Annotated in this window: 13 protein-coding genes; 7 read left to right on the forward strand and 6 right to left on the reverse strand. The window is 37.9% G+C overall.

The features are described 5' to 3' along the window. The first annotated feature begins 10 nt into the window (after window positions 1-10). From RUH74_RS17415 to RUH74_RS17425, 3 genes are all read left to right on the forward strand, one after another. Complete coding sequence (locus tag RUH74_RS17415) at window positions 11-241, forward strand: excisionase family DNA-binding protein (protein WP_313802253.1); 231 nt, start codon at window positions 11-13, stop codon at window positions 239-241. Between the two features lie 97 nt (window positions 242-338). Further along, window positions 339-899 (forward strand): FAD-dependent oxidoreductase, encoded by a 561-nt coding sequence (locus tag RUH74_RS17420; protein ID WP_313802255.1) that lies wholly within the window; start codon window positions 339-341, stop codon window positions 897-899. 207 nt (window positions 900-1106) lie between these two features. Then, complete coding sequence (locus tag RUH74_RS17425) at window positions 1107-2507, forward strand: M20/M25/M40 family metallo-hydrolase (protein ID WP_313802257.1); 1401 nt, start codon at window positions 1107-1109, stop codon at window positions 2505-2507. 60 nt (window positions 2508-2567) lie between these two features. On the opposite strand, the gene RUH74_RS17430 is transcribed toward RUH74_RS17425, so the two are convergent. The 5 genes from RUH74_RS17430 to RUH74_RS17450 all read right to left on the reverse strand — a co-directional run bounded on the left by RUH74_RS17430 (window position 2568) and on the right by RUH74_RS17450 (window position 7991). Beyond that, window positions 2568-3527 (reverse strand): D-2-hydroxyacid dehydrogenase, encoded by a 960-nt coding sequence (locus tag RUH74_RS17430; RefSeq protein ID WP_313802259.1) that lies wholly within the window; start codon window positions 3525-3527, stop codon window positions 2568-2570. A gap of 131 nt (window positions 3528-3658) precedes the next feature. Continuing rightward, window positions 3659-5188, reverse strand: a complete 1530-nt coding sequence (locus RUH74_RS17435) for a TerD family protein (RefSeq protein ID WP_313802261.1) — start codon at window positions 5186-5188, stop codon at window positions 3659-3661. Between the two features lie 313 nt (window positions 5189-5501). Beyond that, entirely contained in the window at window positions 5502-5942 is a 441-nt protein-coding gene (locus tag RUH74_RS17440) for a hypothetical protein (RefSeq protein WP_313802263.1), read from the reverse strand. Further along, on the reverse strand, window positions 5942-6292 hold the full coding sequence (locus RUH74_RS17445; RefSeq protein WP_313802265.1) for an ASCH domain-containing protein: 351 nt from the start codon (window positions 6290-6292) through the stop codon (window positions 5942-5944). The genes RUH74_RS17440 and RUH74_RS17445 overlap by 1 nt, the downstream gene beginning before the upstream one ends. A 40-nt stretch (window positions 6293-6332) precedes the next feature. Then, on the reverse strand, window positions 6333-7991 hold the full coding sequence (locus RUH74_RS17450; protein WP_313802267.1) for a glutamine--tRNA ligase/YqeY domain fusion protein: 1659 nt from the start codon (window positions 7989-7991) through the stop codon (window positions 6333-6335). Between the two features lie 363 nt (window positions 7992-8354). On the opposite strand from RUH74_RS17450, the gene RUH74_RS17455 reads away from it, so the two are divergent. From RUH74_RS17455 to RUH74_RS17470, 4 genes are all read left to right on the forward strand, one after another. Further along, a complete protein-coding gene (locus RUH74_RS17455; protein WP_313802269.1) occupies window positions 8355-11060 on the forward strand; it encodes a GTP-binding protein in 2706 nt (901 codons plus the stop codon). A gap of 159 nt (window positions 11061-11219) precedes the next feature. Beyond that, window positions 11220-14003, forward strand: a complete 2784-nt coding sequence (locus tag RUH74_RS17460; RefSeq protein WP_313802271.1) for a response regulator — start codon at window positions 11220-11222, stop codon at window positions 14001-14003. A 44-nt stretch (window positions 14004-14047) separates the two neighbouring features. Beyond that, window positions 14048-14869: a CheR family methyltransferase gene (locus RUH74_RS17465; RefSeq protein ID WP_313802273.1), complete on the forward strand. Its 822-nt coding sequence runs from the start codon at window positions 14048-14050 to the stop codon at window positions 14867-14869. A 137-nt stretch (window positions 14870-15006) separates the two neighbouring features. Continuing rightward, window positions 15007-15570, forward strand: coding sequence for a tyrosine-type recombinase/integrase (locus tag RUH74_RS17470; protein WP_313802275.1), 564 nt, complete (start codon window positions 15007-15009; stop codon window positions 15568-15570). A 54-nt stretch (window positions 15571-15624) separates the two neighbouring features. On the opposite strand, the gene RUH74_RS17475 is transcribed toward RUH74_RS17470, so the two are convergent. Then, window positions 15625-16311, reverse strand: a complete 687-nt coding sequence (locus tag RUH74_RS17475) for a universal stress protein (protein WP_313802277.1) — start codon at window positions 16309-16311, stop codon at window positions 15625-15627. Window positions 16312-16403: the final 92 nt, after the last annotated feature.

Raw genomic sequence — 16403 nt, forward strand, 5'->3', positions numbered from 1 at the left:
TGAATTAAATATGTATTTAACCATTAAAGAAACGGCTGAATATCTCTCTTATCCAGAAGCATATATTGAAAGCCTTGTGCAGCAAAAACGAATCCGTGCGATTTATGATGGGGAGCAATATTTAATCAATAAAGACCAATTCACTACTCATTTACAGCAAGTCGAAAAATATAAGGAATTAGTAGAAGAAATTTTAAATGAACCTATTCCAGAAGACATAGATGTAAAGGATGAGGATTAAGGGCATTAGCAGATAATGCCTTACGAAACAAATTATTTTACAATTAGTATTATTTTATATAGTCTATAAATAGAAAATATTTAAAGGAGGAACTAACATGTTTGATATAACAATTATTGGGGCGGGCCCTACAGGTGCTAGTGCTGCATTATTTGCTGCAAAAGCAGGTAAAAAAGTATTGGTTATTGATAATGACAAAAGTGTAACAAAGCGTGCATGGGTTGAAAACCATTACGGTGTGATGGAGATTACTGGACCAGAATTGGTTGAGGTTGGTAAAAAGCAAGCAGCAAAGTTTGGGGCAGAGCTTATAGAAGCTACCGTTGAAAATATCGAGAAAACTGAATCTGGCTTCACAATTCTTACGGGTGATCAATCATTTGAATCGAAACATGTCATCTTTGCAACAGGGATGTTAACAGATCTTGCTGAAAAAATTGGTTTACATACAAAGCCTGGTACTGAGCCACGCATTAAAACAATTTTAGACTTAGATACGGATGGTAAGACAAATATTGAAGGCATCTGGGGGGCAGGTACAGTTGCTGGAGTAAGTATGCATACCATCATTACAGCTGGTGATGGCGCAAGAGTAGCTATTAATGTAATTAGTGAATTAAATGGAGAGCGCTATGTTGACCATGACATAATGAAATAAATTTTACTAAAAACCAGTTTCGAACCAATTTGGTAGAGACTGTTTTTTTTTATGCAGTCTTGCCCATGATTAATGGACTGATCGGTTCATATTTATTTGTAATTAGAAGTTTATGCCTAGCTAAACTTAGTATATAATGCTCTTATCAGAATTGTTTAAATATTTTAATATCTTAATAGAATCTATTAATCTATTAGGAGGTAGTCTATGAAAAAGCCAATTTTAACAATCGTACTAGCAAGTACATTAGCATTCGGTGCAGTTGGTTCACAGGCAGTTTTCGCAAAACCGGTAGAAATTGCTCAGAATCAGCCTGTTAAAGTATTTGATCATAAGGTTATTAACAAGCTGAATGTAGAAAATATTTATAAGAATATCGAATTTCTATCAAAAACCCCTAGGGTTGCAGGTACTGTATCAGAAGATAATGCTGTTAAGTTTATTAAAGAGCAATTCGAATCCTATGGATATGAAGTGGATCTGCAGCCATTTACATTCTATGGCTATACTCCTCCTCATACGATTGAATTGAATGTAAACGGTTATGATGGGAAGCTAAATCCAGATTCCTTTACTTACACTGTGAGCGGAGAGGTTTCAGGTGAACTTGTATACGCGGGTTTAGGTACGGCAAGTGATTTAGAAGGTTTAGATCTTACTGGGAAAATTGCTTTGATTAAACGTGGAGAAATTTCATTTGCAGAAAAAGTGTTAAATGCAGCTAATAAAGGTGCTTCTGGTGTTGTAATTTACAATAATACATCAGGAGCCATGAACGGTACACTAGGAGAGGCAAATGAAAACTATGTTCCTGCAGCAGCTTTATCGAAAGCAGAGGGAGATGCGCTTGCTGCTGCCTTAAGCAATGGGCAAGCATTAACAGCAGATTTAAAGATAGAAGGTGCAAGAACGGGGGAAAGTGTTTCCCATAATGTAATCGCTACGAAAAAGCCAACGAATAAAAAGAAAGATACGAATAATGTGATTGTAGTAGGATCTCATCATGATTCAGTAGCTGGTGCGCCTGGAGCAAATGATGATGCTTCTGGAACGGCAATGACACTTGAACTCGCTCGGGTGTTTAAAGATTTACCGACTGATTCCGAAATTCGCTTCATTACATTTGGTGCTGAAGAATTAGGCTTGATTGGCTCAACGCACTATGTTGCAAACCTTTCAGATGATGAAAAAAATCGCATGATTGCAAACTTTAATCTTGATATGGTGGGAAGCAAGGATGCCGGGGACTTAATAATGGCAACTTTAGATGGTCAGCCGAACCTTGTCACTGAGCTTGCCCAAGCTTCAAGTACGAGATTGAACGGAACACCGACCCCATATTCACAAGGTGGAAGAAGTGATCACGTTCCATTTGCAGAAGCTGGAATCCCTGCCGCATTATTCATTCATAGTCCAACTGAGCCTTGGTACCATACGCCAGAAGATACAATAGATAAAATTAGTAAAGAAAAGCTGAAGGATGTTGCTGAAATCGTAGGAACAGCTGTTTATGAACAAGCACGATTTGACAATATGGGACCAAAGCCGAAAAAAGCCAAAAAGATTAAAGCAGATAAGCAAGCTTACCATGAGAAAAATATTAGATAATTCTTAAGCAGTGCCTCCTTGGTGTGGCACTGCTTTTTGTCAGTCATTAATAACGTCTAATTAATATCCTTTTTTATAATCAACTAAATTAATAGCTGGGGTTCCCCCTTGTACATAGCTTTTTAAATTCGGGATGAAAATATCTTCTATCACACGTTTTGTATAATGTTCTGTTGAACCAGATGTGTGTGGAGTAATGATAACATTTTCAAGCTCCCATAAGGGGCTTCCTTCATTTAAAGGCTCTATTTCAAAAACATCGAGACCAGCTCCTGAAATTTCCCCATCTTTTAAAGCTTTAATAAGCTCTTGTTCTACAACAATATTTCCTCTTCCTATATTAATGAAGAAAGAGGAAGGCTTCATCAATTTAAATTGCTCCATTCCAAATAGACGGTGGGTTTCCTTTGTATAAGGAAGCGTAACAGCGACATAGTCACACTGTGGGAGTACGTCATTTAAATGTTCAAGTGTATACATGGTATCTACATATTCCTCAGGTTTTCCAGAGTGCCGGAAGCCAATGACTTCCATGCCAAATGCCTTGGCGATTTTTGCTGTTTCTTTGCCGATAGCGCCAACCCCTAGTATGGCAATGGTTTTTCCATGTATTTCAAGATTTAAGCCTGCATGATCCCATATTTTTGTTTGTTGGTTCTTTACATATGTATGGATTTTACGTGTTAATGCTAGCATAAGGGCGAAGATCGTTTCTGAGATTGGATAGGCGTGAACGCCATTTGCTGAGGTTGTATGTATATTTTTAGCTTCTAATTCATGTAATGGCAAGCTATTAACCCCAGCAGACCAGGCTTGCAGCCAGCGGAGTTTAGACTGATTAGATATCATCCCCTCCATTTCCTTCTTCCAGCTAACAATAACTTCTGCCTCATTTAAATGGTCAGTCCAGATGCTTTTTTCTTTCCCAATAATAATTTCCCAGTCAGGAATGATCTCTCTAATTTTATCAATGAGACCGTTGCCTAGATTTTGGGTAATGACAAGTTTTCTCTTGTGCATCGCAATCCCTCCATTTACATACTATGGCAAAAAGAGGAGGATCCAACAAGGATCGCCCTCTTTTTGCAGAAGTATTATCTATTTTTTCGAATTTGAGAACTGTCTAGCGCAGAGCACTTCCGCTTTTCAAGTTATGACAAAAATTCATGTGGATTTAAGCCAAGCTCCATACATATTTCAGTCACGATTTGTTTCTCGCTTGGGTCAAAATGACCATCTGCATACCCAATAGCTATACAATAACGGGCAACTAATCTAGCAATTTCTGGCTTTGATCGAATACGCCCTAAAGCTTTGAATGCCTCTGCACGTCCAATAATAGAATCTCTTTCAATTTTTTGTACAAAGAAATTAAATTGTTGAATGACTTTATTCGTATCAAACACTCTTAATTCTTCGCTCTGATTGACAAATTCAATCATTTTTTGGCGTTCAGCTTGATCGAGTCTGCCATCAGCAAGTGCTACGAGTGCACAGGCAGCTACTACTGCATCCATAACATCTTGACTCTTATAGCGGGTAAATAGCTCTTGTGCTCTTCTTTTTTGCTGATTTGCCCATTGAGCATAATCGGTCTGATTCGGAGACCAGGAATGGCTGCAGTTGTTACAGGTGAACTTTAATTGGTTCTTTCCAATAAATCCGCCTAATAGTCCTACAGGTCCTAGAATAAGTCCGCCAATCGCTGCTTTACCAAGACCAAAGCCCTTTTCTCCAGTTCTAACATTGGAAGACCCACAGCGAATACAATTAATATTGTCACCCCCATAGGCGTTGGAAGAGTGGGGCTGACCATATGTAGGCTGGCTATAGCTTGGCGAATAACCTTGCTGTCCGCCATAAGCAGGCTGATTATAAGATGGATTAGCTTGTCCGATTCCTCCAGGCTGATTATAATGAGAATTGTATTGTCCGTTTTGTCCAAACCCTGGTTGATTTAATGTACTTTGTTGGTGAGTTGACTGGCCAAAACCAGGCTGATTGTATCCTGTGTTTTGCTGAGTATTAAATGCTTGTGTGCCCCCAAAGGCTGAACTATTCTGCGACTGGTATCCTGGCTGGAATGCAGGCTGTACAGATGGCTCATCATCAACAGTTACGCCGAAATTACGGCATAGTGCTGCTAAACCGCCTTGGAACCCACTCGCAATGGCATTAAATTTCCATTCACCATTATGGCGGTATAGTTCAGCAGCGACAATGGCCGTTTCCACTGTGAAATCACGTCCAAGATCAAAGCGAATTAATTCTTCATTCGTAAATGCGTTAAATATCCTTACATAGGCATTTGAAACTTGTCCGAAGCTTTGCCCTTTTGCTTGGGCATCATGGATCGTAATAGTGAAGGCGATGCGGTGAATGGATGGAGGAACTTTATTCAGTTCAATTTTGATTTGCTCATCATCGTTTGCACCAGCTCCTGTTCTGTTATCGCCGCTATAAATAATCGAGCCGTTTCCGCCTGATGGATTATTATAGAATACGAAATCAAGATCACTTTGAACTTTTCCGGATGGACCGACTAAAAATGCAGAAGCATCTAAATCATAGTTTGAATGGCCACTACTAACATCCCACCCTAATCCGACAACAACCATCTCCAAACCCGGATTGGTTTTTGTTAAATCTACTTTTTGCCCTTTACGTAAAGTAACGCCCACAATCATACACTCCTTTAAATAGCGCAGTTAGTTTATAAACGTTTATATGTGTAAAAAGTTTCAATTAATTCGTCATTTTATAAGTTTATTATAGTTCACTAGTCTACTAAAAAGAAAATAATATCCCTTAATAGAAATGCGCAATCGCTTTGTTTACTCCCGACAAGTACAAGACCAGGCTTCCGGAAAGGTGTTTTTACCTTTGTGGGAGGATTGGCTTGTGACCTAGACAATTCTCTGACTTATAAGTTAAAAACCTTATCTTAAAAAAATGGTCAGCCTCTACATGAGACTGACCATTATTATCGTTTTTTTACCAAAGCACTGGCTTAGCAACCATAAACCAAAGCATGATCATAAGTAGAATGAGATAAAGCCAGCTTGACCATGAGAGTTTTTTGATTAATTTGTGCTGGTCTTGTTTTGGTTCAAAAAATACACGAAGGGTAGGTGTATAGGCACGAGCCAAGAAAAATATAGAACCGAACATGACAATTAAGGTAGCGATGATCCACGATGTTTTCCATGTCCAAGGACCCATTATCATAAGTAAAACGCCGCTCCCCACTAAAACATGCCCTGCATGTTTAACGAGTCTAACGGAAAAACGAATGATATCAATATAGGCTTGTTGAACATTAGTGTCGGCAGAACGAAGCTTTCTAACAATTGGAATCAAGATAATGAAGGGTCCAATGGAGAAAACCGCACTGCCTACATGCAGGTAAACAATAAATCGATAGAGTGTGTCCATTACTCCGAGACAGGACGGAATTCATGTACCCACACTCTCATTTGCGGCAGCCATGGCATACCTGGGTGAAAAGAAAGAATGGATTCTTTGTACTCCTCTACATTTTCGTAGCCCTCTTGCTTGGCATGTTCATCCGTTAACTCACCAAGTGCTTGAGAATAAACATTTTCAACGACAAAGTCTTTCCCCTGAAGAGTCATGATCTCACCGATGTCTGCATAACGGCCATTACGGCGAGTAGCTGTTTTTTTGCCTGCAAGTACTCTCTCAATATCTTCAGGAACCGTTACTAATTTATCAATTGTACATGTTTTTGCTGGCAGCTCTTGATTGTTCTGTTGATTTGTCACCTGAATTCCTCCTTATTTCTTCCCAATTGCTTAGATGTTTTTATAATTTAAATGAACTCTTTAATGAAACAATGCGGTTAAATACCGCTTTTTCTGAAGTAGAATGCTTTGGATCCACATTAAAATAGCCATGACGGAAAAACTGGAATTTATCCTGCGGCTCAACATCCTTCATATTAGGCTCAACAAACCCTTGAACAATTTCAAGAGAGTTTGCATTGACGTAGTCAAGGAATGTTTTCCCTTCAGGCATTTCATCGTTCATCTGTTCGTCCAGGATAAGTGGTTCGTATAAACGAAACTCTGCTGGAATGGCATTTTTTGCATCTACCCAGTGGATCGTTCCTTTTACTTTACGGCCGGTAAAGCCCGTTCCGCTCTTTGTCTCAGGATCATATGTGCAGTGAATCTCAATGACCTTGCCATCTTCATCTTTAATGACATCATTACATTTAATGAAGTATGCATGCTTTAAACGTACTTCGTTGCCAGGGAAGAGGCGGAAGTACTTTTTCGGAGGATCCTCCATGAAGTCATCCTGTTCAATATAAATTTCTCGCGAGAATGGGATTTGACGAGAACCCATTTCAGGATTTTCAGGGTTAATTTCAGCGTCAAGCATCTCAACTTTGTCTTCTGGGTAGTTTGTAATAACTACTTTCAATGGATTTAGTACGCCCATTGTACGCGGTACTTTAAGCTTTAAGTCTTCTCTGACGAAATGCTCTAGCATTGCCTCATCAACAGCTCCAGAGCCTTTTGAAACACCAGTTGCTTTAACGAATTCACGAATGGCTCCTGGTGTAAAGCCTTTTCTTCTTAAACCAGAAATTGTTGGCATGCGCGGGTCATCCCAGCCATCGACAAAGCCTTCATCTACAAGCTGCTTTAGTTTCCGCTTGCTCATGACCGTGTTCGTGATATTCAGGCGCCCAAATTCAATTTGCTGAGGCTTGCTTTCCATTTCACATTCCTCAACAACCCAGTTGTATAACGGGCGCTGATCTTCAAATTCAGTCGTACAAATTGAATGAGTGACATTTTCAATTGCATCTTCAAGCGGATGGGCAAAGGCATACATCGGATAAATGCACCACTTATCACCAGTATTGTGATGAGTCGCATGTGCTACTCGGTAAATAACCGGATCACGCATGTTTAAGTTTGGTGAAGCCATATCAATCTTTGCCCGCAAAACCTTACTGCCGTTTTCGAATTCACCATTGCGCATACGCTCAAATAAATCAAGATTTTCTTCAGTTGTACGATTGCGATACGGGCTGTCTTTTCCAGGTTCTGTGAGTGTACCGCGGTATTCACGGATCTCATCTTGTGATAATTCATCAACATATGCTTTTCCTTTTTTGATTAAAAGGACTGCACGATTATACATTTCTTCAAAATAATCAGATGCAAAGCGAAGTTCATCCCATTCATACCCAAGCCACTTGACATCTTCCTTAATCGAATCTACAAATTCTTGGTCTTCCTTTAATGGATTCGTATCGTCGAAGCGTAAATTTGTTTTTCCTTCAAAATCATCTGCAAGACCAAAGTTAATAATAATCGATTTGGCATGACCGATATGAAGATATCCATTCGGCTCAGGAGGAAAGCGAGTAATAATTTCTTTATGCTTTCCAGTCTCCAAATCTTCAATCATAATATTTTTAATAAAATTGGATGAATTATTTTCCAAACCTGTATCAGCCTTTCTATTCGATATAGTTATTCCTTATTTTACTGATTTCTTTTGGGTAAATCAATTAGGGACAATGAAAGGAGCCGTTCGAATGCGACAAAAAAACCTATATCCTGACGAATTTCATTCAATGCGCATGTTTTATATGATTGAAAAGCGGATATTCAGATAGAAAAGCGCATGAATATTTTCCTATTATTAAAATTGTTACAATGGAATACAATAATGTAATCAAAAATATATGGATAATTTGTTAGAATACAAGAAAGAGTTGAAGAAATTTGTTGAATCGTTGTCTTGACCCTTCAGCTTTTTCGGCTGGATTTGTTTCAAATTCAAAATAATGTTCGTGGGGGAAACATGATGACAATAGATGAGAAGCTAAATAACAAAGTTTATTACAAAACGCTGTTACCAGAAAATGGTGATTTGCATTCTATGAAACTTCTTGGGGATCTTTATATGGATGAGCAGAAAAAGGAGTTGTCCGATTTATCCTTTATTCGCTTCTCTCAAGGGGAGGTCTATTTCCATAACCGGGATTATGAAGCAGCCATTTTTAAATGGGAGAATATAAGCAATGAACTAGAACCATGGGCAAAGAAAAATATGGCGGATGCCTATTTTGAGCTTGAGTTGCTTTCAACTGCAGAGGATATTTACCAGTCCATTCATGCTGATTCAGAAGTATTAAAAACAGAAGTGCTTCTTCAGCTGTTTTCGCTTTACATTGAGCAGGGCAAGCTTGAAAGGGCTGTTGAAGTGATTAAAGAAGCGGTAAGCTTTAATCCGGACTATACAGAAGTAACGGAGATTGCTCGATCCTTTTTTGAGGAGTACCAGGATTGGCATAATGCGGTAGAACTTGCGGTAAATGAATCTGTTCGTACAGGAAATTTACATTGGTACGATATTGCCCACAAGTATGTAGAGCAAGGAAAAATGATGAAAATGCCTCCTAGTGATTTTAGTGAGGTCCTTCATACACTATATAAAGTGGATTTAATGAAGTTTGAAGCACTAACTGTGTCATTTTGGAAGTGTTATAAGAATAGTGAGTTTTATTTCTCTTGGCTTAAAGAGATCAATCATATTCTTCTACATAAGGACGGGAGTAGAGCACATATATGGCGTGAGTTATCAGAACTTTATTCCAATACGTATTATGAATTAATCGATGGAAAGTATTTAATCAAAGAATTATCACATCTTATACCTAATCACCTAACGAATTGGCTGAAGCTAGCTGATTCATCCCATACTTTATTTGCTGCTGCTTCCACACTGGCATGGAGTGAAATTTTCCCTTCAGCGATTGAGCCAGAAATAATCAATAAGGCAGAAAGTCTATTAAAGAGAACAGAAAGGGATGGAGATGCACTGGAAGAGGGGTATCTTCTATTTGAATCTATTGTTCATTGGGCCAAGAAGAATGGAATAGAATTAGGGAAACGTTTTGGCTGGATGGTGAAGGAGCTGCTTGATCTGGATGCCTATCATATTCTTCTGGTTGGAACAGACTATCGAAGTAAAAGGAATTTTATCCAATCAACTATAGGAGGAAATATCATGCATAATTTTTCCTCCTTACCAGCTATTTTCAAAGATCATGATACTATTGAAGTAATGGAGATTTCTGATGAGGAAATCAAAAAGATTGATAGTCTCTCAGAGCATTCCGTCCACCCTCAGGCAATTATTCAATATAAACAGCCCATGTCTTTTTTACGTGAAAATGAAGTTGCATTCATTGATACACCTAGCATGACTGGAGAGAAAAAGTTTGGAAATGAAGTATATCAATACTTACAGCTCGCAGATAGCTTATTATTTATTCTAGATTCAGATGAGCTTTTTTCAGAGAGGGAGCTGGAGGTCGCGTTAAAGATTCGAGAGAAAGCACCAAATCTTCCTATCCATTTTCTCGTCAATAGCACAGAGCAAGAGGTAATTGACCATGTCACCGCACAAGTGCATACGTATTTCCCAAAAGTAAAAATTCATGCTGCCTTCGCTGCTGATTTCGAATGGAAAGGACTCTCAAACTTTATCACTGAAATAAAATATAATCAAAATCTAGAAGATGAACGCACTTCTAAGGTACATCATTATATTAGAAAAACGATAAAGTATCTGCTAGAAAGACGCGTTGACATGGAGAATAGCTTCATTGATTCAATTAAATGGAATGAAGAGATGGTAACAAAGCTAAACGGGGCAACGAATCAACTAAGCGATCTGGAAGAAGAGAAGATACGAACTATAAAAAGAGCGTATCGAAAAATGGTAGATGAAATGAAGTTAGAGCTAACCGAAGAAATTCCAAAATTATTGCGGGCTTGCTCGGAGCTTATTACAGAGGACTGCGACTTTGGCAAAATTCATATCAAACTAAATGACAAAATGAACGAAAAAGTTCAGAGTTATATGGATGAAAAAGTACTCCCAAACATTTATTATACTTTTAAAAATTGGATTGCTGATGCAAAGATCGAGTTTGAACAGAGTCAAAGCTTCCTAAATGATATGTGCTCAGGCTTCAATGAACTTTACGGCGATGAGAAAATTAAGCTGGATTGTGATTTTAAGCTTTTAGAAGATTGGCGGCGGGATGCAGACCGGATGACTAGAGGATCGGTTCACCTAGAAAAAATGAATATACTTCTTCGGTTTACCCCATCCCAATTTTTACTTAAAAGTGCTGGGAAACTATTTAATGCCCTTCCACAGAATAAGGCTTTAATTCATAATAAATATAAGCAGTATATTGAAAATGAGGATTATAGCAATGTAACAGCGACGATATCCAATCAGCTGATTCAACCGTTTGAATTATTTGAAAAATCGCTGCATCGAGATATACACATGTTTTTTGACCATCCATTCACTGTATTAAATGAAGCAGCAGAAGAAGCAAGTAAAGAAATAGAATGGAATAAAGAGTCATTAAGGGAAATGAGAATGAATCCTGAAACCTATCGCGATCCGTTAACACTATTCCAGCTAAAACTTCGACAAATAGAATGGATGACAAATGCCGGCGAAGCGCTTCATCAGTATCAGTGAGAATAGAGATGAGCTTTAAGGACTCCACATAATGAGGCGGAAGTATTATTACTTCCGCCTTCAATGTAATACTATCACCATTGATCTACTACAGCCTTCTAAAATGTATTCTAATAGATTTCAATAAGAATGATATTTTAGGAGGAAGGGGGAGGAAATATGAGTTTTAAAAAGAAGCAATTTCTTGGATTGGGCTTAACGATCTTTTGTATGGTTCTATTAATGTTTGTCATCTTATTTATGGCGAATGTGATGAGAGCAAATATGATAGAAATTGTTCAGGACAGATATTATAAAGTGAAGCAAGCAACGGAAATTAGGCAATTATTTGATCAGGCCGATCGTCAGCTTCTAAGAATTGTTGTAGATAATGAAGTACCCGAAACGACTATTATTTCAGAGTCACTAAAGGAAAACGATGCTAGTATTCAATCGAGACTGATTGATCTCCAGAATTCAGTAAACACGAAAGAAGGAAAAAGGTACATCAATCATATAGTAGTAGCATACCAATCGTATTATGAAATGGAACAGCAATTTCTTGTAGATCTTAAAAACGGAGAAATAGATAATCTCAGATCTTTATATGATAAGGAACGAACAAATCGGGATGAGCTGCTAATAAATTTAGACGAGTTTAAAAATTATCAGGAATCGTTAATGGAAGAATCATTGAAGAACGCTACAAATACATATAATACGCTGGTGACTGTGCTTATCTCTGCTGTCGCGGTTGCTCTTTTATTAATCATTATTGTGACCCTTTGGTTAATTAGAAGTACAAGCAGAAATATCCATTCAATTACGAAAGGAATAAAGAAAATTGATTTTTCAAATTTAACAAGAATTCCGAGGTTAGATGTAAACACAAAAGATGAGATCGGTGAAATTGCATCTGCATTTAATTCAATGGCAACGTCACTGGAAACCTATAGTGCAAGGGAAATGCAATACACACTAGAAATTACTGAACAAAACTGGGTAACAACGCATTCGTCAAGCATTGTTCATCTGTATAGTCATCATGTAACAATTGAAGGGCTTGCAGAAGAACTAATCAACAAATTAGCAGAAGTGCTAGAAGCAAAGCTTGGTGTTTTTTATTTAAAGGAAGAAGGAAAGAAGCCTATTTTCCGTAAAATTGCTTCCTATGCGGATATGGATCGCGAGGCAGGCAGAGATCACTTTTTCGAAGGAGAAGGTCTTGTTGGGCAGTGTGCGATTGATGGAAAAATATTTTTCTTACATGAGGTTCCTGATGATTATCAGGTAATTTCAACAGGGCTGGGGGCAATCAAACCGAAAAGTATATTAATGGCACCTATATTGCTTAAAGATGAGGTGTTAGCTGTTATTGAACTAGCTAGCTTGCAAGACTTTACATCTACACAGGTAAAGCTTTTGGAGGAGGTGCTTGGAACTCTCGGGATTGCCATTACAAATATACTTGGAAGAATGGAAATTGCTTGTCTTCTTCAAGAGTCCCAGGCGAAGACGGAAGAATTGCAAATGCAATCAGAGGAGCTCCAAACCCAATCAGAGGAACTCCAATCGCAATCCGAGGAGATGCAAACGCAAGCAGAAGAGCTCCGCATGATCAATGAGCAATTAGAAGAGCGAACAAAGGATGCTGAGCTTAAATCGGAGGAACTACGAGCAGCAAAAGAAAGTCTGGAAGAAAAGGCACGTGAGCTTCTGCAAAGCTCGAAATATAAATCAGAGTTTCTAGCAAATATGTCCCATGAACTCCGCACACCATTAAATAGCATATTATTGCTTTCAGAAATGATGATAGATGATCTAGAACACGGCTTGAATGAGGAGCAGGTGGAATTTGCCAAGGTTATTCATTCATCGGGTCAGGATTTGCTAAATTTAATTAACGATATTTTGGACCTGTCTAAGGTAGAGGTAGGGAAGCTCGATATTCATTTTGAAGAGGTGAACATTAACGAATTTACTAACCGATTAAAAAGTCACTTCATGCCATTTGCTAATCAAAAAAATCTTACCTTTACTGTCAATGTAAGTGAAACAGCCCCACAATTTATTTTTACAGATGAGCAGCGCCTGCAGCAAATGATTAAAAATCTGCTTTCAAATGCCTTTAAATTTACAGAGGAAGGCTCTGTTTCTGTTTCAGTAGATAAAGCAAAAAGGCAAGAATTTCTCGAGTTATCTCTTGGAAAAGAAGCGGATACCTGGCTAAAAGTAGTAGTTACAGATACGGGAATTGGAATTCCAAAAGATAAACAGGAGGAAATTTTTGAAGCATTTCAGCAAGTGGACGGAGCGACAATGCGAAAGTATGGGGGAACGGGATTAGGATTATCTATTACAAAAGAGTTTGCACAGCTTCTTGGCGGGGTATGTAAAGTACAGAGCATTGAAGGGGCAGGAAGCAGCTTTACCTTACTTATCCCTAGCTTGCCGGAAGGATTGCCAGAAATAGAGGAGAATCGAGTGAAAGAGGAGGCTGCATCCGCAATAGCAGATGAAATGCATACAGAAGAACTGAAGGAGTCCCAATCAGTTGAAACAGTGGAATTTTTTGATGAGAACTCTTCCGTCTTAAAAGGAAAAACAGTCCTTGTTGTCGATGATGACTACCGAAATATTTTCGCGGTTAAAAATGCACTCGAAAAGGAGGGGATGAATGTAAGAACGGCAGAAAATGGAATAGAATGTTTAAAAATAATCGAGGAAACAAAAGAAATTGATATCGTGTTAATGGATATTATGATGCCAATTATGGACGGGTATGAAACGATGCAAAAGATTCGTGGAATAGAGAAATATCAGGAAGTGCCAATCATAGCTTTAACTGCAAAGGCAATGAAAAGTGATCGGCGCAAGTGCATTGAATCAGGTGCCTCCGATTACATCAGCAAGCCGCTAAACCTTGAACAGCTATTATCTGTGATGAGGGTTTGGCTGTCCTAGTTTGTAAAAAAGAAAAGATTTCTATGGAGAAGTGATGCTCAAGAATGCCAAGAATAGATAAGGAAGAATTGGAACTTGAATTGTTATTACTAGCCGTATTCCGGCTTTCGGGCTACGATTTCAGACAATATATGAAATCTTCTATTATGAGAAGAGTTCAAAACCGCCTTAACCAGGAGAGGCTGCCAAACATTGCTAGTCTAACAGAAAGAGTTATCCATGATGAGACATATATGAATAAATTATTGGGTGATTTCTCTATTAATGTGACTGAGATGTTTAGGGATCCCTCTTTCTTTAAAGCCTTTCGCGAGGAGGTTATTCCTTATCTTAAGGAACTGCCAGAAATCCGTATTTGGCATGCGGGCTGTTCCACTGGAGAGGAAGTCTATTCCATGGCTATTTTATTGGAGGAGGAGGGGCTAAGAAACCGGGCGAAGATTTATGCAACAGATATGAATGAAAAAGTCATTACAAAAGCACGAAAAGGAATGATCCCTCTTCAAAAAATGCAGTCATACACAAAAAACTATATGCTAGCTGGTGGAAAACGATCCTTTTCCGAATACTATACAGCTGATTGTGAGTATGTTTATATAAATCCTCATTTGCTGGAAGCGGTTGTTTTCGCACAGCATAATTTAGTAATTGATCGCTCATTTAATGAGTTTCATGTGATTATCTGCCGGAATGTCCTCATTTATTTTAATGTCAGTTTACAGGCGCGTGTTCTTGAATTATTTAACGAAAGTTTAAGCCCGAACGGCTTTCTAGGGTTAGGAAGTAAGGAATCCATTCGAACGGAAGCAAATTTCTTCGAAGACTTTAATGCAAAAGAAAAATTATTTCGTAAAAAAGTAAATTAAAAATAAGGTGTAATTAGATTGGGAAAAATAGAGTATTCATGATGCTCTATTTTTTTTTGCCAATTTCTATAATTGTAATGTTACTTAGCTTTTGATAAAATGATGTTATGTAACATTAAGCTGTAGGAGGAATTACGGTGGAATATGTTGATCCTATAAGAGACATAAATAAAATTCTTGCAATAAAAAAGAATTTACGAAATCAGTCACCAAGGGATCTATTGTTATTTGTATTAGGAATTAATACGGGGATTAGAGTTCATGATTTGCTTTCCCTAAAAGTTTGTGATGTATGGGATGGAACGTGTGCTAAGGAATTTCTCTATTTAAGTGATGAAAAAAGCGAAGAAAAGAAAGGTTTTTACATTAATAATCAAGTAAGAATGGCGTTAGAAAACTATTTAGAAAACTCAAAATTACAAGATGATGATTACCTTTTTAAATCTAAAAAAAACAACCTGCCTATTACACGTCAGCAGGCATATCGAATTATTAATCAGGCTGCAAAAGAAGTGGGGATTAGTGGGAAAATAGGCACGCATACACTGAGAAAAACATTTGGCTATCACGCTTATCGAAAAGGCATAGCTATTTCTATATTAATGTCGATTTATAATCATCATACTCCAGCAGAAACTTTACGTTATATAGGAATTGAGAAGAACGAAAAGCAGTTAATAAAGGTTGATGTGAATTTATAATACAATAAAAAAGCTCTGCCGCTTATAAATGAGTAAGCGGAAGAGCGCATATGACTAATCTTCATCTATGTCTAGCGGTTCAATCATTCGAACATGCTTTAGTTCCTTCACGATGTCTTCTGTTACATTAACTTGCAGTGTCTCTTTATCTTTCATAAACTTAAATACACCATTATTAAAATCTGTGCCATGGTCCTTAAAGAAAATTCCTTCAAATTCAACATCTTTCGTATAGTTAAAGCTTAAACGATAGACTTCTCCTTCTCTCGTCAGATAAGCACGGACCCCTTTTTCGAACTGCCCCTCATGGTCTCTTAGTGAACGAGAAACGGAAATAAGATGTAAATCTACGAAAGGGATTTCACGTAATAATGCGTTAATGATGGACCCCTTTGCAATTTGCTCCCATCGGCTTTGGGCTGTCTGGCCTAAAATAATTTGTGTTATTTTCTTTTCTCTTGCGATTTCAGCAATTACTTTTGAGATTGGCCGTTTTTCATTATCTTTTAAGATAAATTCCTCTGCATTATGTTGTTCAGCTAACTGCTTCCATCTGGTAATATAATCTGATTTTTCGGCATCCAGCTCATCAAAAGGCAAACGATCAATGGTTAGGATATATAGCGGACAATCAAGCATATGCGCTATTTTACATCCACGCTGAATGAGACGTTCACCATTTGGCCCATAATAGACGCAGACGAGGATGCTTTCGTCCATACGTCCTTTGAACTTCTTCATTTTAATACTCACCTCAAAGTTAGATGAAATTTAGGTGGCACGGTTAGACTATGTATGACTATAGCTTATGCACTCGTTTCAGTCAATATCAA

This window comes from Cytobacillus sp. (genome assembly GCF_032154635.1).
Classification (GTDB): Bacteria; Bacillota; Bacilli; order Bacillales; family Cytobacillaceae; genus Cytobacillus.

Coding starts and splice junctions, on each gene's coding strand:
- RUH74_RS17455 (WP_313802269.1), top strand. CDS start 8,355: ATGATGACAATAGATGAGAAGCTAAATAACAAAGTTTATTACAAAACG.
- RUH74_RS17430 (WP_313802259.1), bottom strand. CDS start 3,527: ATGCACAAGAGAAAACTTGTCATTACCCAAAATCTAGGCAACGGTCTC.
- RUH74_RS17440 (WP_313802263.1), bottom strand. CDS start 5,942: ATGGACACACTCTATCGATTTATTGTTTACCTGCATGTAGGCAGTGCG.
- RUH74_RS17475 (WP_313802277.1), bottom strand. CDS start 16,311: ATGAAGAAGTTCAAAGGACGTATGGACGAAAGCATCCTCGTCTGCGTC.
- RUH74_RS17420 (WP_313802255.1), top strand. CDS start 339: ATGTTTGATATAACAATTATTGGGGCGGGCCCTACAGGTGCTAGTGCT.
- RUH74_RS17465 (WP_313802273.1), top strand. CDS start 14,048: ATGCCAAGAATAGATAAGGAAGAATTGGAACTTGAATTGTTATTACTA.
- RUH74_RS17425 (WP_313802257.1), top strand. CDS start 1,107: ATGAAAAAGCCAATTTTAACAATCGTACTAGCAAGTACATTAGCATTC.
- RUH74_RS17460 (WP_313802271.1), top strand. CDS start 11,220: ATGAGTTTTAAAAAGAAGCAATTTCTTGGATTGGGCTTAACGATCTTT.
- RUH74_RS17415 (WP_313802253.1), top strand. CDS start 11: ATGTATTTAACCATTAAAGAAACGGCTGAATATCTCTCTTATCCAGAA.